Source organism: Povalibacter sp. (genome assembly GCF_036735925.1).
In the GTDB taxonomy this organism is placed as follows: Bacteria; Pseudomonadota; Gammaproteobacteria; order Steroidobacterales; family Steroidobacteraceae; genus Steroidobacter.
Window position 1 is genome coordinate 15,219 of sequence record NZ_DAINNK010000026.1, and the last position, 22,840, is coordinate 38,058.

The 22,840-nt window shown below is 64.6% G+C and carries 18 protein-coding genes; 2 read left to right on the forward strand and 16 right to left on the reverse strand.

Annotated elements, in window-relative coordinates; translation table 11 throughout:
* Positions 1–64: 64 nt before the first annotated feature.
* From V7D81_RS10120 to V7D81_RS10135, 4 genes are all read right to left on the reverse strand, one after another.
* Entirely contained in the window at positions 65–472 is a 408-nt protein-coding gene (locus tag V7D81_RS10120; protein ID WP_324316255.1) for a GFA family protein, read from the reverse strand.
* Positions 473–643: 171 nt separating this feature from the next.
* Positions 644–3,709, reverse strand: a complete 3,066-nt coding sequence (locus tag V7D81_RS10125) for an efflux RND transporter permease subunit (RefSeq protein ID WP_324316257.1) — start codon at positions 3,707–3,709, stop codon at positions 644–646.
* A gap of 15 nt (positions 3,710–3,724) precedes the next feature.
* Positions 3,725–4,855 (reverse strand): efflux RND transporter periplasmic adaptor subunit, encoded by a 1,131-nt coding sequence (locus V7D81_RS10130; protein ID WP_324316258.1) that lies wholly within the window; start codon positions 4,853–4,855, stop codon positions 3,725–3,727.
* A gap of 214 nt (positions 4,856–5,069) precedes the next feature.
* Positions 5,070–6,287: an HD-GYP domain-containing protein gene (locus V7D81_RS10135; protein ID WP_324316260.1), complete on the reverse strand. Its 1,218-nt coding sequence runs from the start codon at positions 6,285–6,287 to the stop codon at positions 5,070–5,072.
* A 427-nt stretch (positions 6,288–6,714) separates the two neighbouring features.
* On the opposite strand from V7D81_RS10135, the gene V7D81_RS10140 reads away from it, so the two are divergent.
* Positions 6,715–7,098 (forward strand): hypothetical protein, encoded by a 384-nt coding sequence (locus V7D81_RS10140; RefSeq protein ID WP_324316261.1) that lies wholly within the window; start codon positions 6,715–6,717, stop codon positions 7,096–7,098.
* 389 nt (positions 7,099–7,487) lie between these two features.
* Positions 7,488–8,774: a serine/threonine-protein kinase gene (locus V7D81_RS10145; RefSeq protein ID WP_324316263.1), complete on the forward strand. Its 1,287-nt coding sequence runs from the start codon at positions 7,488–7,490 to the stop codon at positions 8,772–8,774.
* Between the two features lie 216 nt (positions 8,775–8,990).
* On the opposite strand, the gene V7D81_RS10150 is transcribed toward V7D81_RS10145, so the two are convergent.
* The 12 genes from V7D81_RS10150 to V7D81_RS10200 form a co-directional block, all read right to left on the reverse strand.
* Positions 8,991–11,276: a TonB-dependent receptor gene (locus V7D81_RS10150; protein ID WP_324316265.1), complete on the reverse strand. Its 2,286-nt coding sequence runs from the start codon at positions 11,274–11,276 to the stop codon at positions 8,991–8,993.
* An 83-nt stretch (positions 11,277–11,359) separates the two neighbouring features.
* Positions 11,360–11,791, reverse strand: a complete 432-nt coding sequence (locus V7D81_RS10155; RefSeq protein WP_324316267.1) for a hypothetical protein — start codon at positions 11,789–11,791, stop codon at positions 11,360–11,362.
* Between the two features lie 111 nt (positions 11,792–11,902).
* A complete protein-coding gene (locus V7D81_RS10160; RefSeq protein WP_324316269.1) occupies positions 11,903–12,595 on the reverse strand; it encodes a response regulator transcription factor in 693 nt (230 codons plus the stop codon).
* 40 nt (positions 12,596–12,635) lie between these two features.
* Entirely contained in the window at positions 12,636–15,305 is a 2,670-nt protein-coding gene (locus V7D81_RS10165) for a sensor histidine kinase KdpD (protein WP_324316270.1), read from the reverse strand.
* Positions 15,306–15,321: 16 nt separating this feature from the next.
* Complete coding sequence (gene kdpC / locus V7D81_RS10170; RefSeq protein WP_324316272.1) at positions 15,322–15,909, reverse strand: potassium-transporting ATPase subunit KdpC; 588 nt, start codon at positions 15,907–15,909, stop codon at positions 15,322–15,324.
* Between the two features lie 28 nt (positions 15,910–15,937).
* Positions 15,938–17,995, reverse strand: a complete 2,058-nt coding sequence (gene kdpB / locus V7D81_RS10175) for a potassium-transporting ATPase subunit KdpB (protein WP_324316274.1) — start codon at positions 17,993–17,995, stop codon at positions 15,938–15,940.
* 16 nt (positions 17,996–18,011) lie between these two features.
* Entirely contained in the window at positions 18,012–19,745 is a 1,734-nt protein-coding gene (kdpA, locus tag V7D81_RS10180) for a potassium-transporting ATPase subunit KdpA (protein ID WP_349257644.1), read from the reverse strand.
* Between the two features lie 19 nt (positions 19,746–19,764).
* The gene (locus tag V7D81_RS23240; protein ID WP_442958344.1) at positions 19,765–19,851 is read right to left on the reverse strand and encodes a potassium-transporting ATPase subunit F; all 87 of its coding nucleotides are present in this window, start codon (positions 19,849–19,851) and stop codon (positions 19,765–19,767) included.
* Between the two features lie 232 nt (positions 19,852–20,083).
* Positions 20,084–20,410 (reverse strand): type II toxin-antitoxin system RelE/ParE family toxin, encoded by a 327-nt coding sequence (locus tag V7D81_RS10185; protein WP_324316277.1) that lies wholly within the window; start codon positions 20,408–20,410, stop codon positions 20,084–20,086.
* Positions 20,398–20,655: a type II toxin-antitoxin system Phd/YefM family antitoxin gene (locus tag V7D81_RS10190; RefSeq protein ID WP_324316278.1), complete on the reverse strand. Its 258-nt coding sequence runs from the start codon at positions 20,653–20,655 to the stop codon at positions 20,398–20,400. Before V7D81_RS10190 ends, V7D81_RS10185 begins: the two co-directional genes overlap by 13 nt.
* A gap of 39 nt (positions 20,656–20,694) precedes the next feature.
* Positions 20,695–21,960 (reverse strand): dicarboxylate/amino acid:cation symporter, encoded by a 1,266-nt coding sequence (locus tag V7D81_RS10195; protein WP_324316279.1) that lies wholly within the window; start codon positions 21,958–21,960, stop codon positions 20,695–20,697.
* A 34-nt stretch (positions 21,961–21,994) separates the two neighbouring features.
* A complete protein-coding gene (locus tag V7D81_RS10200) occupies positions 21,995–22,777 on the reverse strand; it encodes an undecaprenyl-diphosphate phosphatase (protein WP_324316281.1) in 783 nt (260 codons plus the stop codon).
* Positions 22,778–22,840 lie beyond the last annotated feature (63 nt).

Here is a 22,840-nt window from a genome sequence, read left to right on the forward strand (position 1 = left end):
TTGATGGAACTGTGGCGCACTGTACGCCCCTGCGTTGCCGACTCAACTGACCGGACGCCGGTAGTCAGGCATGACTTTCCTCAGGGTCCTGCTCGCGCTGCGGGTCGACCGCTTCCCAGGCAATGCGGTGCGACAGCCAGATTTCGCGCGTCGGCGGAAAGACTTCCGGATCGTCCAGGGTGGCCGTCGTCAGCTCGATCAGCGCCGGGGCATCGTCATTGCGATAGACGATCTGACTGCCGCAGCGTCCGCAGAACTGCCGGATCACAGGGGCCGACGACGCGAATGTCGTCAGGTCGCCGCGCAACAGTTCGAAGTGATCGAGACGCACGACGAACCAGGCGACCGCGGGCGCCCCGCTGGCACGCCGACAGGTCGGGCAATGACAGATACTGCTCGACAGCAGCGGTCCGCAGACCCGGTAACGTACCGCGCCGCAAAGGCAGCCACCTTCGACCTTCGCATCGTTCACGTGAGTGTTCTCCGCCGATCCCCTTCCCAGACTACGTCTGATCCCCTCCTACGCGTAGCGGGGGAAGGGTTAGGGTGGGGGTTCTTACTGTGGGGCCGGCTTTAGCCGGCCTCTTTTTCGGAAGTCAGGCTGAAGCCTGACCTACAGAAACCCCTGTCCCGCTGGGGGATCTCACGCCACCGAAGGTTCAACCGCCACATCGTCGAGCGGCACCTGCGAGCGATGATCCGCAGCGATCAGGCTGTAGAACACCGGCACCACGAACAGCGTGAAGATCGTGCCGACGATCATGCCGGTGACCAGCACGATGCCGATGCTGTTGCGCGCTTCGGCACCGGGACCCGACACCAGCACCAGCGGAAAGTGGCCGAACACCGTCGCGGCGGACGTCATCAGCACAGGCCGCAGACGCGTCAGCGCGGCTTCGCGCAACGCGGCAAGTTTCTCGATGCCGCGTTCCTGCAACGTGTTGGCGAATTCCACGATCAGGATGCCGTTCTTGGCGATGAGTCCGACCAGCGTGATCAGGCCAACCTGCGAATAGATGTTGATCGTGGTCAGATCCAGGAACGTGAACACCAGCGCGCCGGAGATCGCCAGCGGCACGGAGCCGAGCAGCACGATCAGAGGATCGCGGAAGCTCTGGAACTGCGCCGCGAGCACCAGGTAGATCAGCACGACGGCGAACGCGAGCGTGGCCGTAAGCGCCGCACCTTCCTGGCGGATCTGGCGCGACTCGCCCGCGTAGTCGATCAGCGAACCCGTGCGACCGGCCGTCGCCGCCGCCTCCAGCACCCGCAGGCCTTCGTCCTTGGTCACACCCGGCTGCACGCCGCCGAACACACGCGCCGAGTTGCGCTGCTGGAAGCGATTCAGCGTGCGCGGACCGGTGGTCGACTCGATGCGCATGAAAGTCGACACGGGTACGAGCGTGCCATCCGGCGTCTTGATCTTGAGATCCAGCAGCGGATCGAGCGTGGCGCGATCCTCATCGCCGATCTGCGGAATGACCTTGTAGCTGCGATCGAAGTAGTTGAAGCGGTTGACGTACGCGCCACCAAGCAGCGTGCCGAGTTCCCGTCCGACCGTGGCGAGATCGAGCCCGAGATCGGCGAGACGTTCGCGATCCAGCACCACGCGTGCCTGCGGCAGATCGAACTTCAGATCTGTGTCGACGTACAGGAACTTGCCGCTCTTCATGCCCGCATCCTGCACCGCCTGCACGGTCGCCATGAGTTCTTCGAGCGACGACTCGTTCTGCACGATCAGCTCGACGTCGTACTGACCCGGCGTCGGCAGCGGCGGATCGAGGCGCGTGTAGACGCGCAGCCCCGGCACCTGCGACACCGCGTTGTAGACATCGCCGAACATCTGTTCCGTGGATCGTCCGCGCTCGTGCCAGTCCTTCGCCACGAGTCCGCCGAAGCCGCCCCAGTCGGCCGTCAGCGACCACGTGAAATCGGTTTCCGGGAATGCCGTGATCGCCTGGATCAGCTTCTGCGAATCGTGATCCGTCGCCTTCAAGGTCGAATCCGGAGAGGCTTCGAAGAACAGGCTGATATGGCTCTGGTCTTCGACCGGCGCCAGTTCCTGGCGCGAGTATTGATAGAGCGGCCATGCCGCCAGCGTCACCAGCAGCGCCAACACGACGACGACCGCACGCATCCCGAGCGCACGATCCAGCCCGCGCGCATAGGCGCGGCTGACGACGTCGAAAGCGCGATTGACGATGATCGTCAGCTTCCCCTGCTTGCCGTGCGCGTGCAGGAAATGCGAACTCATGACGGGCGACAACGTCAGCGCGACGATGCCGGAGACGACCACAGCCGCCGCCAGCGTGATCGCGAATTCGAGGAACAGCGAGCCGGTCAATCCACCCTGGAATGCGATCGGCGTGTAGACCGTCGCCAGCGTGATCGTCATCGCAACGATCGGACCCGCCAGCTCGCGCGCACCCAGCAATGCCGCCTCGATGCGCGACTTGCCTTCGCGCACGTGCCGCTCGATGTTCTCCACCACCACGATGGCATCGTCCACCACCAGGCCGACCGACAGCACGATGGCGAGGATGGTCAGCAGGTTCAGACTGAAGCCGCAGGCCAGCATGACGATGGCGGCACCGACCAGCGACACCGGCATCGCCACCAGCGGCACCAGCGCCGTGCGGATCGAGCCCAAGAACAGGAACACCACGATCGCGACGATCAGCACCGTCTCGCCGAGCGTCTTGGTGATCTCCTTCAGCGCGCTGCGCATGAACATGGTGCCGTCCCACACCAGCCGCATCTCGATGTCGTCAGGCAGGTTGGGCTCGATCCGCTGCATTTCCTCGCGCAGATGCTGCGCGACTTCGATCTCGTTCGTTCCCGGCAGCGGCCACACGCCCAGGTACACGCTCTGCTGCGAGTTGTACTTGGCGACCATCGTCGCCTCTTCGGCGCCGAGTTCCACGCGCGCCACATCGCTCAGCCGCACGATCGCGCCATCGCGATCCGCCACGATCAGGTTCTCGAACTCCGACACCGCGCGCAGATCCGTATCCGCGAGCAGGTTCACCTGCACGAGATTGCCCTTGGTCTGGCCGACCGCGGCGAGATAGTTGTTCCGCTGCAGCGCCGCCTGCACGTCGCCCGGCGACAGGTTGCGTGCCGCGAGGCGATCGGGATCGATCCAGACGCGCATGGCCAGCGGCCGCGCGCCTTCGAAGCTGACGCGCTGCACGCCTTCGAGCGTCGCGAGCTGCGGCTGCAAGGTGCGCGACAGCCAGTCGGTCAGCGCCGGCACGTCGCGCTGCGTCGACGTGAAGCCGAGATAGAACGTCGCATAGGGACGGTCCGCGCGCTGCACTTCCAACGTCGGCGGTTCGGCTTCCGCCGGCAGCTCGGATCGCACCTGCTGCAGACGGGCCGTGACCTGCGCCAGCGCGTCGGTGCTGTCGTGATCGAGCTTCAGCCGGATCGTGACGGTACTGAGTCCGGCGCGACTGGTGGACTCGATGTAGTCGACGCCGCTGATGGCGGACACCGCGCGCTCGATCGGCGTGGTCAGAAAGCCGCGGATCGTCTCGGCGCTCGCACCGGTGTACACCGTGGTGATGATGACCGATGAACTTTCGACGCTCGGAAACTGCTGCACCGGCAGCGTCAGGAGCGCACGCGTACCGACCAGCACCAGCACGAGGTTGACGACGACGGCGAGAACCGGATGACGAATGAAGATGTCGGTGAATGAGCGCATGGGAGGGTTCCGCCGTCAGAGATTGACGTTGGCGGGCTTCACCGCATTCGCTGCGACGGCTTCGGCAGGTGTCTCGGCGACCACCAGCGCAGCCTCGCGCAACTTGAAGGACCCGGACGTTGCAACCCGCTCGCCGACCGACAGGCCGTCCGTAACCACGATCTCATCGCCGGACAGCGCATCGACCTTCACCAGACGCGTTCTGGCGCGCGTGTCGCCATGCTCGTCCTGTTCCAGCACGAATACGTGATCGCCGGACGGTCCCTTGCGCAGCGCGCTGGCCGGAATCGCTACCGCGAGCGTCGGCACACCGAGCGGCACCTGCACGCGTACGGACGCACCCGGCGCCGGTGCACGCGTCACATCGTGCAATCTGGCGCGAACCGTTGCATTGCGCGTGACCGGATCGACGCGTGCATCGATTGCGAGGATTTCGGCGGCGGTCGCGTGCTCGGCACCGGAGGCAAGGACCTGTACGTTCGTTCCCGCCCGCAACGCCGCCGCCACCTGCTGCGCCACGGTGAAATCGACGTACGCGGATTCGTCCACGCCCTGCAACGTCGTCAGCAACGTGCCTTCGTTCAGATACTGCCCGGGATGAACGTCGGCAATGCCCACCCGCGCCCGGAACGGTGCACGAATGGTCTTGCGCGCGATGATCGCGCGGGTTTTCTCGATCTGCGCGAGCGATACGTCGCGCTCCGCCCTCGCCGTGTCCACTTCCATTTCGGAAGCGGCGCGCTGCTCGCTCATGCGCTGCATGCGCGCGAACTGCGTTCTCGCCAGCTCGGCCTGCGCTTCCAATGCCCGCAGCTCCGCCTCTTCCACCGAAACGTCCAGCGCCACCAGCACCGTACCCGCTTCCACGATCCGCCCGGGCACCAGCGCCACCTGTTTCACGGTGCCCGGCAGCTCATTGCGCACGGTGATCGATCGCAGCGCGACGACGGTGCCGATCGACGTCGTCGTGCGGCTGTGCTGCCGTTCCTGCGCAATCGCCACCGCGACCGCCTCCGCCGCTTCCGGCTGACTCGCCGCAGCGATGTCCGCCTCGACCAGGCTCGCATGCTTCCATGCCGCCAGCGCGGATCCCGCGACGACGACAACTCCGATCAGCGCGACCGGCGCGATCCATCTGCGTTTCATTCGATGCCCCTTCGATTCGACAACTGCGCGCTACGTTATCGGCGATGCAGTCGACGAGAAATGCGCATCACTGAAACTCAGAAATGCCGCGCGCGCAGGAATCGACGGGAGGTGACCCTGTTGTAACGACAACGAAACGGGAAATGGAGATGGAGTGAGACGATCGGACGATCAGGCCGGCTGAAGCCGGCCCCACAGGAAGACCTTCCGAACGTCAGGGAACGTGGCTTGCCCAGAGATCCTGCAGATAACTGAAGTTCCAGTTCTCGGGCGGTTCGCGCGCGATGATTTTTTCCTGCACGTGCGACTCGGCGAGGTCGATGAGCTTCGGTTCGAGCGGCAAGCCGGACTTGGTCGAGAAGAACACCTTCACCTTGGGCGCCGTGAGCTTCTTCGGATTCTGTTCGACCACCACTGCCAGCTTGCCGGAAGCCAGACGCACCAGCGAACCGACCGGATAGATGCCGATCGTCTTGACGAACGTCTGCAGCACGATCGGATCGAAGTGACCCTGCCACGACGCCATCTTCGCGATGGACTCGGCCGGATCCCAGCCAGCCTTGTAGGGACGGTTCGACGTGATCGCATCGTAGACGTCGCAGACCGCGCTCATGCGCGCGATCAACGAGATGTTGTCGGCCGACAGCTTGTCGGGATAGCCCTTGCCGTCGATGCGCTCGTGATGATGGCGCGCGACATCGAGCACGCGATCGTTGTCGACGCCGGCGTCGAGCAGCATCTCGTGGCCGCGCACGGGATGCGACTTGATGATCGTGAATTCCTCGTCCGTGAGCTTGTCGGGCTTGTTGAGAATGTCCTGCGGCATCGCGGCCTTGCCCAGATCGTGCAGCAGCCCCGCCATGCCCGCGTCGCGACACATGTCATCGTCGAGTCCGAGCTGGCGGCCCAGCGACACCATCAGCGCGCACACCGAGACCGAGTGCATATAAGTGTATTCGTCCGCCAGCTTCAGCCGGCACAGGCTGATGAGCGCATCGGCATTGCTGTCCACGGAATTGACGATGTCGTCGACCAGCGGCTTGCACTCGCCGGTGTTGACTGCATTGCCCATGCGCGCTTCGGCGAACAGCGAGTTGACCGCTGCCTTGGAGCGCTTCAGCACGTTCGCGGCATTCTGCAGTTCATCCGCCATCGACTTGCGCTGCGACGACACGGGCGCATTGGCCGGCGCCGTCTGCTCCGCCGGCGATCGCGGCACGACCTGCACCAGCGGCGCCTCGGACGCCACGTCGACTCCCTGCGATACGTCGATCCAGCATTCCTTCGCGCCGCAGTTGCGCACGCGCGCCAGCGTCTCGTCATCGTTGATGACGAACTTGCTCTTCCAGATGGAATGATTCATCCAGGAGCCTTCGACGGAGCTGAGGAACATTCCCGTCCGGACCTGCGATATGGCGATCTTCTTCAGCATCGATCCTGAACACCGGTAGCCGTAGGCACCGCGGACGCGGCTTCACCCAGTTTGCATCGGCAGACAGGCGGCGAAGATGAAGGGCTGACGGCGCAGGAATTGTGTGATCTGGATCTCACTGGCGCCGGGCGAATGCCGACGCGCTCCGTGCCTTTCCGCCTGCGATTGCTCGCGTACCGCGCGGAATTCGAAAACCGGTCCGCCATTGCGGCCGGCGGCGGAATCCGTCAGTCGCTGCCGATCGACCCCCCGGCACTGGACCAATTCGGTGCGCGACAGTCTGTCTTGCACCACCCCGATTGCGTTTGCATCGCGCCCAGGTCATCGCCCGGAAAAAAGTTCTGTCGAAGTCTTCGCGAGGCCTTGGAAGGTGCATTCCCTACTCGCTATGATCGGCGCGTCGCTCCCACGCTCCCCAAGTGATCGGATGACGCTCATCGAACTGCCTCGCGCACTCGAAGACTATTTCGCTTTCGCTGAAACCGAGCCGACCCGCAGAGGTCGCCGTTTCTCGATCTCGCTGCCGTACTTCCAGGGATCGCGACTCGACCGGCTGCAATGGTGGTATCACGTGACGCCGGCGCAGGAACAGATGTTCGAAGGCACCGGCCTCATCGTCTTCCGCGCCCGCGCCATCGAACGCTTCCGTCGCCACATCGAACAGTGGCTCGCCAACACCCACCAGCAACTGCACGGCGACGATCCCATTCCCCGCCTCGCTCCTCGCCCCCGGCCCGCCGCCGAAACCGAAACACGCCCGCTCGCCGAAGTCATTCCCCTGCCCGTCGATCGCGTCGCTGCGAACGGGTAGGAAGATCCGGGTTTCACACGGAGATCACGGAGGACACGGAGATAAGATCAAGAAGAATTTCCACGGGGAACACGGGGGACACGGGGTCTCGGAACAGAAATTTTCTTTCCCCGTGCTCCCCGTGTTCCCATTCTTCCCCGTGGAAATCCTCTTCTCCCTTCCGACCTCCGTGTGCTCCGTGATCTCCGTGTGAAACTCCTCTCCGCGACATAACACCAGCCGCGAACCACACCGTGGCACCGGCATGTAAGAAATTGCATGCAACGCGTCGCAGCGGCGAACGAAATGAGCCGGCGGTCACATCCCGGCGTCGATATCCGTGAATATTCTTCAGCCACGCATCGCTGGATCCCCGGGTTTCGCGACCCGGCCTCACAAGGAAAACGACTATGGCGCGGCATATCGACCGGATCATCGACGATCTGTGTAACGGTTCGCTGACCCTGGAAGCGGCCTGCAAGGCGTTGCTGCAATCCAGCCAGGCCGATCCGGCCGGCACGCGATTCTGGAATCTCTCCATCGAGGCGGCGCTGAAACAGAAGCGCATCGCGCATGCCGCAGGACGCGCGCTGCTCGATGCACTCGAGGGCTATCCGAGCGATCGCACGGTGTGGATCGACTCCGGCATGCTCGATGCGGCGGTGAGCGCCGCCCCTGCCGCGCGCATCAAGGACACCGAGCGCCGCGTCGCTGCGTTGTTGCAGGCCGTCGCGGGCAGCGACATTCCCGCCGCTGCCGCCCGTTCCGAACCGCCGCTCACCGGCCCGATCGAGTGGTACGACTCGCGCGCCTTCACCGAACCGCAGGCCGACGCGCCGGAATCGATCGGTCCCGGCTCGGTGCTGAAAGGCCGCTATCGCCTGGCCAGTCATCTCGGCGCCGGCGGCATCGGACAGGTATTCGAAGCCGTCGACCTCGCCTCCGCCGGTGCGGAACGCCGCGTAACGGTCAAGATCGTCGCGGTCAATCTGCGCCACCAGCCCGACGCGCTGACCACCCTCGAAACCGCCGTGCGGCGCACGCAGCATCTTTCGCATCCGAACATCGCGGCGATCCACGACATCGGCCGTCACGGCGACAGCGTCTTCATCGTCATGGAGCCGTTGCGCGGACGCTGGCTGAGCGGACTGATCCGCGAAGTCCGCGGACAGGGCATGCCGTACGCCGCCGCCTGGCCGATCATCTCCGGCATTGCTAGCGGCCTGGCGCACGCACACCGTCACGGCGTCGTGCATGCGGACCTGAGCCCGCACGCGATCTTCCTGTGCGACGACGGCACGGCCAAGGTGATGTGCTTCGGCCTGATCAATGCACTGCCGAACAGCAACGAATCCCTCGATGTGCTCGACACGCAGACGCTGCGCGCCTACACCGAGGCCTATGCCGCCGATCCCTGGGCACAGCTTTCGCGTCCGCATCCCGCCGACGACCTGTATCCGCTGGGCGTGATCGCCTACGAAATGCTCACCGGCACGCATCCCTACCAGCGTCACAGCATGATCGTGGCGCGCCAGAAGAACCTGACGTTCGCGCCGATCGCCGGCCTCAACAGCCGCGCGAAAAAACTGCTGGAACGCTGCCTGTCCTTCGAACGCGCCGACCGGCCACAGAACGCCGAGCGCTTCCTGCGCAAGATGCAGCCCGGGTTGCTCGACCGCATGCTGACGGCGGGATGAGATCCGGGAATTCGGATTTCACACGGAGATCACGGAGTTCACGGAGAAGGAGATCAAGAGAGAAGAATTTCCACGGGGGAAGAAGGGGGACACGGGGAACACGGGGAAAGAAAATTTCTGTTCCGAGACCCCGTGCTCCCCGTGTCCCCCGTGGAAAATTTTCTTCTTCCGACCTCCGTGTCCTCCGTGATCTCCGTGTGAACCTTCCGGCTCTTCTCAGAAATCCACGCTGACCTCCGCCGCGAACGTGCGCTGCGGGTAGTGGTGGAAATTCCAGTAATCGTCGCCGTTCAGATTGTCCGCGCTCAACGAGACGGTGATCTGCTCGCTGACTGCGCAGCGCACCCGCGCATCGATCGTGAAGAACTCGCTGACGCCGGTGTAGGCGAAGCCGTTCGGATCCGCATTGTCCAGCGTGTTGTACTGCCTGCCGCTGTAGCGCGCGCCCAGTGTCGTCGTCCAGCGTTCGCCGATGCGATACGTCGCGAGCAGATTGGCGCGCCAGTCGGGAACCCGCGGCTGCCACTTGCCCTCGCTGGCCGGAAAGTTGTCGTTCTCCACGATGCGCGAGTGCGCGTAGGTCACGCTGGCCGCGAGATCGAAGCCTGTCACCAGCACGTCCGCCAGATTGCCCGAGAATTCCAGGCCCGTGGTGCGGAGATGGTCGACGTTCTGGATGCTGGTGACGTTCGGCGTCACGGTCACGTTGGTCTGCGAATACAACGCATCGCGCGTGTCCTCGTGAAACACGGTGGCCCGCAGGCCGCCGCGCTGCAGATCGCGTTGCAAGGTCACCTCCGATGTCCACGACTTCTCGGGCCGCAGGTTCGGATCGTTGTTGACGATCACGCTGGTGGAGATCAATCCCTGGTACAGCTCGGCCACCGTCGGCATGCGCACGGCGCGGCCCAGCGACGCCTTCACCGACCACTGCGGCGCGAATTGCCAGGCGACGGCGGCCTTGGGCGACCAGTGGGTTTCGTCGCGCTCCGCGAAGGTGAGTGTGGTCGTCGCATTCGACAGCGCACCGTTCGAGGCCTGCCAGTTTTCGCCGCGCAGACCGAGCGTCGCGCGCCAGTCCTGCGCGAACTGCCACGTGTCCTGCAGATACAGACTCTGCAGCAGCGTGTCGCCGCGAAATGCCGAGAAGCGCGATTCGGGCGATCCGTCGAGCCAGTTCGAGGTGTTGGAGACGAGCGTGCGCAGCCGATAGTCGTCGCGCTGATAGCCGAAGTCGACGACATGCTCCGCCTGCGACTCGGGCCGCCAGGTGCCGCGCAATGCCAGCGTGTTCCAGCCGGTGCCGGACTGGTCCGTGATGCGACCGGCGCCGCCGTTCTCCGCGGCCGGCAGGGCGACGGTCGGTGAACGCACCTCGTCGCGATCGTAGTCGTAGAGACTCGCGGCGATTTCCCAGTCGAACGCGCCGCCGCTGCCCTGCTTGAGCGACAGCCCGTGGATGAAATGCTGCAGATCGCCGCGGCTGGGGGCGAAGTCCGTCGCCGCCACGGTGTATGACCGTCCATCGACATTGACCGTGCCGCTGTACACGGGATTGCCATCGGCATCGTGCAGCCAGGTTTCCGAAGCGCGTTCGGCTTCGTTGCGCCACCAGCCCAGCGTGTAGCTCGCACGCAGATCGTCGGTGAAGTCATAGGCGAGCTTCAGCTTGGCCTGATCCTGCACGGTGTGCGCCTGGTTGGTCGTGCCGAGCAGCAGCCAGTCCTGGTTGCGCGGATTCTTTCCCGCGATGGCGCCCGTTACCGGTATGCCTGCATTGCCGGGCATGCCGCTGCTGACGAGCTTGTTCGCATACACCAACGGCTGGCTCTCGCTGTCGAGTCGGTTGTAGCTCAGCCACCCCGACCATTTACCGAAGCGGTCGCCGATCGACGCACTGGCCTGGTAGCCGTCGTAGGTCGCATCGGTGCTGTACACATCGAACTTCTGGCCGAACGTGGTGGCGCGCACGTGGGCTTCGAAGCGATCCGGCATGCGCGTGACGTAATCGACGACGGCGCCGACGGAATTGCCCGGATAGGCGGCGGAAAACGGCCCATACAGCACGTCGACTCGTTCGATCTCCGCGGGCGTGACCATCCCCCAGCGCGGCGTGTAGGTCGCGCCGTTGCCCAGCAGGTTCGACAGCAGGATGCCGTCGGCATACACGAGCGAACGCGCGCTGTTGCCGGTGCCCGAAGCGCGACTCGCCAGCACGGCGTGGTCGTAGTCGCCGATGTAGCGCTTGCGTACCAGCAGGCTCGGAAAGTACTTCAGCGCGTCCTCGGCATCGGTGGCGTTGATGGCGTCGGCGATGTCGTCGCCCGTGATGCCTTCGATGGTGGTGGGAATCTGGGTCGGCAATGAGGTCGGGCGCGTGCCCAGGACGGTCACGGTGCCGAGGGTTCTGCTGGGTCCGGTCTCCTCGGCGGCGACTGGCTGCAGCAACGCGCAGGCAACGACACAAGCAGTCGTTGCCGGCACGCGAATCCGGGTATGCATTTGTTTCTCCAGCGCCGGCACGCGCCGACGCGAAAAGCGTGAGGACCGCCACCGCGAACGGCGACGGATCGTTCAACGAGCTTTCAGGAGAACCGGGGTGGACCGCGAATGCGGTCGAGATGCTGAAGTGCGGTACCGGCAGCCGGCACCGAAGTGAACTCGATACTTTCATCGACCGGACGGATCGACGTCGGTGCGACGTAAGGAATGTCGAGCAGTGCTGCAGTCGCGACGAGCGAGAACGGACAGGCCGAGTTCTCATGCGACGTATCGCCGGCAGGCGCGCTGCCGTGATGCCCGGCGTGCTGCGACATGTCGTGGCCCGCATGGGCCGAATGGTCCATGTGCCCGGCGTGCGAGGGCCCCGCCATCGCCGGCGCCTGCACGACCGACGGACAGAACATGAGCTGCAAGCCGTCCGCCGTCGACAGCATGTAGCCGGCCGGGATCATGGCGCGCGCAATCAGCAGCGGCACGATCCAGAGCGACAGCAGTTTGAGGAGGCGGCGGTTCATGGGGTTCTGACCGAGGACGGCAGTATACGGAGCTGTCCGACCGGGCAGTCACGCATTTTTGCAGGTTCGCTTGCCCAACTTTGGCGAGGGCCCAACTTTGGCAAGGAATCGTCAGGGGGTGTCCATGACCAGCCGGTAACCGATTCCCGGTTCGTTCATGAGGTACTTCGGCACCCCGCTCGCCTCGCCGAGCTTCTCGCGCAGTTGCGCGACGTAGACCCGCAGATACTGCACGTCGTCGCGGTGCGTCGGACCCCACACCTGTTCCAGCAACTGTCGATGGGTGCACACGCGCCCGGCCGCGCGAGCCAGCACCAGCAGCAGATCGAATTCCTTCGGTGACAGTTTGATGAGATTCCCGTGCAGCCGGACCTCATGCGCCGGCACGTCGATGCGCAGCGCGCCGACCTCGATGACCGCAGCGGTCGTCTCGCCCGAATAGGCGCGCAGCGAGGCACGGATGCGCGCCAGCAATTCGGCCGTGCTGAAGGGTTTCAGAACGTAGTCGTTGGCACCCGCATCGAGCGCAGCGACTTTGTCCGACTCTTCGGACCGGACCGACAGCACGATGATGGGCAGTTGCGTCCACACACGCACGGCGCGAATGACATCCAGCCCAGAGACATCCGGCAGGCCCAGGTCCAGCAGCATCAGGTCCGGTTTTCTGCCCGTGGCAACTTCGATGGCGGCGCGACCCGTTGCAGCCTCGACCGGTTCGTAGCCGGCGGCATTCAGCGTGATGCGCAGAAACAGACGGATCTGCTCCTCGTCATCGACGATGAGAATGCGCGGGCGGGGATTCATGACAGCGAGAATGACACATCAGCGCGCATACGCACCGCGCTCACCGACCGGCGGGCAGGATGAACTCGATGCGCGTGCCCCTGCCCTGCGCACCTTCGTGCGCCACGATCGTGCCGCCCATCGCTTCGACGAAGCCCTTGCAGATCGACAAGCCGAGGCCGGCGCCCGCAGCAACGCTGTCGCGTTGCTGTGCACGATGAAACAGGTCGAAGACCTTGTCGCGTTCCGCGGCGGAAATCCCCGGTCCCTGGTCGATGACCGCAATCTGCACGCCTTCCTTCACGGACTGCGCCTCGATCGCGAGCGTGCTGCCGGGCGGCGCGAACTTCACGGCGTTCTCAAGCAGGTTGACCAGCACCTGTCCGAGCAGCGTCGCATCCGCCTGCACGGCTGGAAGCTCCGCCGGCAGGTTCACGGCCACCTCGTATGCGTCGAGCAGACTGCCGAGTCGGGAAATTGCTTCACTCACGACATCGCGCACCTCGAGCGGCGCCAGGCGCAACGTCAGCGCGCCGTACGACAGGCGTGTCATGTCGAGCAGGTTCTGGATGAGCCGGTTGAGACGCTCGGCTTCGGCGATGGCGCCGGCCAGCAGACGCGCCTTGTCGGTTTCCGGAATGTTGTGCGACAGATCGCGCAGCGCCGTCAGGCCGCCAGTGATGGCGACCAGCGGCGTGCGCAGGTCATGCGATACCGAGGCCAGCAGTGCGGAGCGCAGCGATTCCGCGGTCTGACGCAATCGCGCATCCTGCGCAAGCTGACGCAGCCGCAATCGTTCCCACGCCGAACTCAGCTGCGCCTGCAGCGTGAACAGCAGCCGGCTCTGTTCTGCGCTGACGGCATCGACACTGCCGGGGAAATGGATGCCGATGACACCCAGCGCCTGGTTGGACTGCACGACCGGCAGGAAATGCCAGCTTGCCGCCGGCAACGTGCCGGTGCCATGGCCAGCGACTTCGCGATGACTCAGGGCCCAGTCGGCGGCCGCCTGGTCGGTATCGTTGAACTCGCGCGCACGCACCCACTCGTCTGGCGGTGTGGCGCGTCGCTCCGTCGTCGACGCCAGAATGACGCAGCGTTGTCCCAGCAGTTCGCTCATGCCGCCCGCTGCGGCGCCCAGGAGATCACGCTCGTCGACGGCGGTCGCAAGGCGGCGGGAAAAATCGAACAGCGTCTCCACCCGTCGCGTGCTGCGCCAGGCATCGCTTGCCTGTCGCCGCATCCGGGCCGCGAGTTGGCCGACCACGAATGACACCGCCAGGAATACCAGCAACGTCGCAACATCGCTCGGCTGATCCACGGTCAGCGAGTAACGCGGCTCCGTGAACAGGTAGTTGTACGCCATGAATCCCGCCACGCTGGTGAGCAGCGAGGCAGCCAGGCCGCCCATCGCGCCGGCGAAGGTCACAGCCAGCAGGAAGATCAGCGCCAGATTGCTGCTGCCGATGAACGGTTCCAGCGGATAGCTGATGCCCGTCGCGCCCGCGGCGAACGCCATGGCCAGCACCGCTTCGCGGGTGGTGAGCAATGGACCCCACGCACGTGGACGGCGCTGCCGCGACGAGGCGGCCTCGGCAGTTGCGTCGCCGACCACCGTGATCTCGAACTCCGTACCGTGTTCCAGCAGCCACTGCGCGAGACGCCTCCGCGGCCACAGCCGATGCCGCAGGTCGCGCACGCGGCCGACCACGATCTGCGCCGCATTGTGCGTGCGTGAATAGTCGACGATGGCCTCGCCAACGCGATCGGCGGTCAGGATGGCCGTGTCGGCGCCGAGCTGCGAAGCCAGCGCCAGGTTTGCATCGAGCTGCTCGCGATGCGACGTGATGAGACCGGTGCCGAGCGTCTGCACGTACACCGCAGTCCAGGGTACGTGACGCTGATCGGCGAGACGCTTGGCGGTGCGGATGACGTGGTCGCTCGCCGGTGTCGCGTCTATGCAGACGACCAGCCGGCCGCGCGCCGGCCACGGCCCGGCGATGGCGTGAGCACGCATGAATGTCGACATGTCGTCGTCGACTCGTTCGGCCGCGGCACGTAGCGCCAGTTCGCGCAGCGCGAGCAGATTGCCGCGCGAGAAATAATTATCGAGCGCGCGCGGGGCCGCCCCCGGAACATACCCCTTGCCCTGCCGCAGCCGCTCGATCAGATCGTCGGGCGGCAGATCGATCAGTTCGACATCGCGCGCCTGTTCGAGGACGGCATCCGGAACCGTCTCGCGGATTTCCACGCCGGTGATGCGTTCTACGATGTCGTTGAAGCTTTCGAGGTGCTGGACGTTGAGGGTCGTGTAGACATCGATGCCGGCATCGAGCAGCTCCTGCACGTCCTGGTAGCGTTTCGCGTGACGCGAACCCGGCACGTTCGTGTGCGCGAGTTCGTCCACCAGTGCAAGCTGCGGCCGGCGCACGAGCAACGCATCCAGATCGAGTTCTTCGAGTGCGCGATCGCGGTACGGCACGTGCCGCCGCGCCATCTGCGGCAGACCTGCCAGCAAGGCCTCCGTTTCCTGGCGTCCATGCGTCTCGACGATGCCGACGACGACATCGATGCCCTCCGCCTGCTTGCGGCGGGCGACACTTAGCATCTCGTACGTCTTGCCGACGCCGGGCGCCGCGCCGAGAAAGATCTTGAGCCGGCCGCGTTCGTGGCGCTGCGCTTCGGCCAGCAACGCCTCGGGCGAAGGACGCACGGATTCGGAAGCGGACATGTGCCGGATTATGCGCTCACTCGCCGACCTGCACGGCGACGTGCTCGAGCGCGAGGTTCAACTCCAGTACGTTGACGGTCGGCTCGCCGAACAGTCCCAGCCAGCGATCGTCGCGATGCTGCGCGACCAGTTCGCCAACGCGATCGACCGGCAGCCCGCGTGCGCGTGCGACGCGCGCCACCTGGTAGTCGGCCGCCGCGACACTGATGTGTGGATCGAGTCCGCTGGCAGAGGCCGTGACCAGGTCCACCGGCACCGGCGCGTTGTTGCCTGGATCGGCGGCACGCAACGAATCGATGCGCGTCTTGATGGCTTCGGCGAGCGCGGGATTGAGCGGTCCCTGGTTCGTGCCGCCGGAAGCCAGCGGGTTATACGGCGAGGTGCCGGTCGCCGACGGGCGGCCCCAGAAATACCGCGGCTCCGTGAAATTCTGCCCGATCAGGCGCGAGCCGATGACCTTGTCGTCCTTCACGATCAGGCTGCCGCCCGCCTCGTCTGCAAAGGCGGCGCGTGCAATGCCCGTGACGACGAACGGATAGATGATGCCCGTGGTGATCGCCAGGAACGAAAAGATGACCAGGACGGGACGGATCTGCGAAACCATGGTTCTTCACCTCGAAGATGCGTAAGTCTCAGGCCACGCCGAACAGCACCAGTGCACTGTCGATCAGCTTGATCCCGGCGAACGGCACCAGGATGCCGCCGAGTCCGTAGACCAGCAGGTTCCGCCGCAACAGCGCCGCGGCGCCGAGCGCCCGGTACTTCACGCCCTTCAGCGCGAGCGGCACCAGGAACACGATGATCAGTGCATTGAAGATCACGGCCGAGAGGATTGCGGACGTCGGATTCGCAAGCTGCATCACGTTCAGCGCATTCAGTTGCGGATAGGTCGTGGCGAACGCCGCCGGGATGATGGCGAAATACTTCGCCACGTCGTTCGCGATGCTGAATGTCGTCAGCGAACCGCGCGTCATCAGCATCTGCTTGCCGGTCTCGACGACTTCGATGAGCTTGGTGGGATTGGAATCCAGGTCGACCATGTTGCCGGCCTCCTTGGCCGCCTGCGTACCGGAGTTCATGGCCACGGCCACGTCGGCCTGCGCGAGCGCCGGCGCGTCGTTGGTACCGTCGCCGGTCATGGCCACCAGCCGGCCCTGCGACTGATGCTCGCGAATGAGCTTGAGTTTCATCTCCGGCGTCGCCTCGGCGAGGAAGTCATCGACCCCGGCTTCCGCCGCGATGGCGGCAGCCGTCAGCGCGTTGTCGCCGGTGATCATCACGGTCTTGATGCCCATGCGACGCAGCTCGGCGAATCTTTCCTTGATGCCGCCCTTGACGATGTCCTTGAGTTCGATGACGCCCAGCACGGTGACGTCGTCGGCGACCACCAGCGGCGTACTGCCGCGGCGTGCGATCGTTTCGATCAGTTCCGTGACCTCCGGCGGGAGCCGCTGCCCGAGCGCTTCCACATGCTTGCGGATGGCATCCGGTGCGCCCTTGCGGATCTGCCGGCCACCGGTATCGACGCCGCTCATGCGGGTATGCGCGGAGAACGGAATGAATGTCACGTCCTGCGAGGATCGCTCGCGAATGTTGAAACGCTTCGCCAGCACGACGATGCTCCGGCCTTCCGGCGTCTCGTCGGCCAGCGACGCAAGCTGCGCGGCATCCGCAAGCTGCTGCTCGGTCACGCCATGGGCCGGCAGGAACGCCGCCGCCTGGCGGTTGCCCAGCGTGATCGTGCCGGTCTTGTCGAGCAGCAGCACATCGACATCGCCCGCCGCTTCCACCGCGCGACCGGAGGTGGCAATCACATTCGCCTGCATCATGCGGCTCATGCCCGCGATGCCGATGGCCGAGAGCAATCCGCCGATGGTCGTCGGGATCAGGCAGACCAGCAGCGCGATCAGCGCTGTGATGGTGACCGGCTGGCCGATCTTCGTGACTTCGACGCCGTAGACCGAGAACGGGAACAGCGTGACCGTCGCCAGCAGGAACACCAGCGTCAGCGCGACCAGCAGGATCGTCAGCGCGATTTCGTTGGGCGTCTTCTGGCGCCGCGCGCCCTCGACCATCGCGATCATCCGGTCGATGAAAGCCTGGCCCGGATTGACGGTGATCTTCACGACGATCCAGTCCGACAGCACTTTCGTGCCGCCGGTGACCGACGAGAAATCGCCGCCCGATTCGCGGATCACCGGCGCCGACTCGCCCGTGATGGCACTTTCATCCACGGAGGCGGCGCCATCGATGACGACGCCGTCGGCGGGAATGAGATCACCGGCTTCGACCACGACCACGTCGTCGATGCGCAACTCCGAGGCCGGCACCTTCTTGTGGACGTGGCGATGCTTCGGATGCGTCAGGAACTTCGCCTGCACCGTCTGCTTCAGGCCCTTCAGCGATGCGGCCTGCGCCTTGCTGCGTCCCTCTGCGAGCGCCTCGGCAAAATTCGCGAACAGCACGGTGATCCACAACCACACCGACACACCGAGGATGAAACCCGACGGCGCATCGCCGCTGCCATCGAGCGACTGAATCCATAGCAGCGTCGTGAGAATGGCGCCGACGTACACGACGAACATCACCGGATTGCGCCCCTGCGCCCGCGGGTCGAGCTTGCGCAGGGAATCGAACAGCGCCGGGCCGACGAGCTGGCGATCGAACAGGGAGATAACGGGACGGCTCATCGCAATTCTCCAACTATCAGGGCAATTCTCCGACCATCATGACCTGCTCGACGATCGGCCCGAGCGCCAGCGCCGGCACATAGGTCAGCGCACCGATCAGCAGCACCGAGCCGATCAGCAGTACGACGAACAGCGGACCGTGCGTCGGCAGGGTTCCGGCAGTGACCGGCGTGCGCTTCTTCGCCGCCAGCGAACCGGCGATAGCGAGCACCGGCACGAGCACCCAGAAGCGGCCGAGCCACATCGCGATGCCGAGCGCCGTGTTGTAGAACGGCGTATTGGCCGAGAGGCCCGCGAAGGCGCTGCCGTTGTTGTTTCCGGCAGAACTGAAGGCATAGAGAAGCTCCGAAAAGCCGTGTGCGCCGGGGTTGGCGACACCGACCTTGCCCGACGCTGCCGACACCGCCACCGCCGTGCCGATCAGCACGACAGCCGGCGTCGCCAGGATCGCGATCGACGTCATCTTCATGTCGAACGCTTCGATCTTCTTGCCCAGGTATTCCGGCGTGCGGCCGATCATCAGCCCGGCGATGAACACGCCGAGCAGCGCATAGATGAGCATGCCGTAGAGACCCGAACCGACGCCGCCGAAAGCCACTTCGCCGAGCTGCATCAGGAACATCGGCACGAAACCGCCGAGCGGCGTCATCGAGTCATGCATCGAATTGACAGCACCCGTCGACGTCGCCGTGGTGATGGCTGCGAACAGCGCGGAGGCGCCGATACCGAAGCGCGCTTCCTTGCCTTCCATGTTGCCGCCCGGCTGGGCGTCGGTGCGTGACGTATCGGCGCCGAGCTGCGCCATGACGGGATTGCCCTGCTGCTCGAAATGCGCAGCGACCAGCCACAGCGAAACGAACAGCACGGCCATGCCCGCGAGCACCGCCCATCCCTGCCGCGCATCCCCCACCATGCGGCCGAACGTGAACGTCAGCGCGATCGGGATCAGCAGAATCGCGAACATCTCGATGAAATTCGTCAGCGTGTTCGGATTCTCGTATGGATGCGCGGAGTTGGCGTTGAAGAAGCCGCCGCCATTCGTGCCCAGCTCCTTGATGGCCTCCTGCGAGGCCACCGGCCCCATGGCCAGCGTCTGGACATGACTGCCGTCTGCCTGCGGCGCGATGGCGGTGACTTCCCGGTACGCATCGAAGTTCTGGATGACGCCCTGCGACACCAGCAGCAGCGCCATCACACCGGCGAGCGGCAGCAGGACATAGAGCGTGGTGCGGGTCAGGTCGACCCAGAAATTTCCGATCGTCTTCGACGTGTGCCGGGCGAATCCGCGAATCAGTGCGACCGCCACCGAAATGCCGGTCGCTGCCGAAACGAAGTTCTGGACGGCAAGCCCGAGCATCTGCGTCAGGTAGCTCATCGTCGACTCGCCGGCGTAACCCTGCCAGTTGGTATTGGTGACGAAGCTGATCGCCGTGTTGAACGACGAATCGGCCGTCACATTGGCGAACGATTGAGGATTGAGCGGCAACCAGACCTGCAGGCGCTGCAGCACATAGACGAACAGCGCACCGACGACGCTGAACAGTAATACGCCGATCGCGTACTGCTTCCAGCCGCTCTCGCGCTCCGGGTCGATGCCCGCGACGCGATACACCACGCGCTCCAGCCGCAGGCGAAAGCGGCTGCGCGATGCAGCCTTGCCTTCGAGTACATCTGCAATGTAGTGCCCCAGAGGCCGGCCGCAGAGGACGGCCAGGGCCAGCACCGCCAGCCCGGGCAGGATCGCTGCCATCGTCATTGCATTCTCCGCGTCAGAATTTCTCGGCCCTGAGCAGGGCGTAGATGAGGTAGGCCGCCACGGCACCAACGACCCACAGGGCAAACTGGACGAACGTCATTCGATTCTCCCGAGGCGCGACAACGCCACGACCAGCGTGTGCGTGACCGCGTACAGAGCGACGATGAGTCCGATGAAGATCAGGTCCTGCATGGCTCGTTCTCCTTCGATATCGGCATCGTAGGAGCGGAGCGCATCAAGGCGCGGCGGGGAGAAGGCGGCTGCCGCGTAAAAAATGCATAAGGACGGACGATCGCAAGAGACGGACTACGTTCGTCCGCGGGGAGAGACGACTAGTCGCGCGGCGGATCGACGTCGCCCCGCGTCGTCAGGTGGGAAAGTCGAAACAACCTCTCGGCACGCATCACGTAGAGGACATACACGCGTTCGCCGTCCGTGCGATAGAACACGCGGCACGGAGGCTCGACGATCTGTCGATAGCGAGATCGCTTCAGCTCGGGAGGTCGACTACCGCTCTCGGGATGAGAACTCAATTGCCCGACGTGCTCGAAAACCCGCTTCACTACGGCCGCGGCAGCGGCCGGGTTGTCCAGAGCGATGTAATCGGCGATGGCGTCGAGGTCGGAAAGGGCCGGTTCGGTCCAGATTATTTCAGCCATCGGCTCATGCGCTTCCTTGCTTCGGCGTGTGGAACGACCCTGTTCTCCGCCACGGCCATCTCGCCCCTCGCGATGCCCTCGAGCACCGCCATGCGCTGCTGCAACGCCTCGAAGGTTTCCACATCGACGAGGTAGGCGCTCGGCAATCCATGCTGCGTGATCAGGATCGGCTGCCGGTCGCGCTCGAGTTCCGCGAGCAGCTCCGTGGCCTGACGTTTGAGGGTGGTGACGAGTTCGGTCCGCATTGAGTGATACTAAAGTATCACTCAATGCCGTCGCAAGCCTCAGCCCGCCTGCCTCACGACGGGCGCCTCTGTCTCGATCACTTCCGGTCCCAGCTCCCCTTCCCATTTCGACACCACCGCGGTCGCGATGCTGTTGCCGATGACATTGGTGGCCGAGCGGCCCATGTCGAGGAAGTGGTCGATGCCGAGCAGCAGCACCAAGCCGGCTTCGGGGATACCGAACTGCGCCAGCGTCGCGGCAATGACGACCAGCGAGGCGCGCGGCACGCCGGCAATGCCCTTCGAAGTGAGCATCAGCACCGCGACCATCGCGATCTGCTGGCTGATGGGAATCTCGATGCCATACACCTGCGCGATGAACATGACGGCGAACGTGCAATACATCATCGAGCCGTCGAGATTGAAGGAATAGCCGACCGGCAGGACGAAGCTGGCGATGCGGTTGCTGCAGCCGAACTTCTCGAGTTCCTCGAGCGTGCGCGGATAGGCCGCTTCGGAGCTGGCGGTCGAGAACGCGAGAATCACCGGGCTACGCACGCGCTTGATCAGACGCACGACGCGCGGACCGATCACGACGCCACCGAGCAGCGTCAGGATCACCCACAGCAGCAGCAGGCCCATGTAGAACTCGCCCATGAAAATGCCGTACACCTTGAGGATGTCGAGTCCCTGCTTTGCCACCGTGGTCGCCAGTGCGCCGAACACCGCGAGCGGCGCGAACAGCATCACGTAGCCCGTCACCTTGAGCATGGTGTGCGCGAGCACGTCGACGACTTCGATCACCGGCTTGCTGCGTTCGCCGAGCGCGGCCATCGCGGTGCCGAAGAACAGAGAGAACACCACGATCTGCAGGATCTCGTTGCGCGCCATGGCATCGAGGATGCTGGTGGGGATGGTGTGAGCGATGAAGGTCTGCAGCGACAGCGCGCCGGCTTCGATGCCCGAGGTCGCGTGCGATTCCGGAATCGGCAGCTGCATGGCCTTGCCGGGTTCCAGCGTCTCGACCAGGATCAGACCGAGCGTCAGCGAAATCAGCGAGGCGAAGATGAACCAGCCGAGCGCCTTGCCGCCGATGCGCCCCACCGTCGCGATGTCGCCCATCTTGGCGATGCCGACCACCAGCGTCGAAAACACCAGCGGCGCGATGATCATCTTGATCAGTCGCAGGAACATCGTCGGCAGCAGGCCGGCCATCTCGGCGAATTCCGCCGACGATTCCGGAAACCAGGTGTAGGAGACGTAGCCGCTCGCCAGGCCAAGGATGAGCCCGATGATGATGAACGTCGTCAGACGGCTGGATGGCATGGCGTGATCCTGTTCGAGTTGGACGGGCCCCGACTCAGACGAATGCCAGCAGCAAGGCACCGAAGACGATGCGATACCAGGCAAACGGCGTGAAGCGATGCGTCTGGATGTATTGCAGCAGCCATTTCACTGCGATGAAGGCGACGATGGCCGACACGACGAACCCGACGGCGAGATCGCCCCAGTTCTCATCGTGCATCGCGCCCGACTGATGGAGATCGAGCAGTTCATATGCCGTCGCGGCAAACATGGTGGGAATGCCGACCAGGAACGCGAACTCCGCGGCTGCGGGCCGCGAGGTCATGCCGGCCAGCATCGCCGCAAAAATCGTCGCTGCGGAACGCGAGGTCCCGGGAAACACGGCCGCGACGATCTGGCCGATGCCCACCCAGAAGGCCACACTCCACGTCAGCGTCTCGCGGACAGGCTGTTTCGCCGCATACGCCTCGACCGCAAAGATGACCAGGCCACCGACGATGAGCGCAATCGCCACGGGTGCGATGGTTTCAGGCAGTTCCAGTCCGAGCTTCTTGGCAATGAAGCCACCGACGACGGTGATACCGAAGGCGGTCGACAGCTTGTAGAGATAGTCGCGATTCGCCGGGTCCGAAAGATTGAGGGTCATGTCCCACAGGCGTCGCCAGTAGATGACCACGACGGCAAGGATCGCACCCGCCTGGATGGCGACATTGAACAGATCGGAACGGCGGCCGAGCCAGTGCTCGGCGATCAGCAGATGCCCGGTACTGGAGATGGGAAGAAACTCGGTAATGCCCTCGATGATTCCCAGCAGAATGACCTGGATCAGATTTTCCACGCACGGCCCGTTGTTGGATGGCAGGTGCCGGGCATGATACTGGCTGAGGACGACGCGTCGACA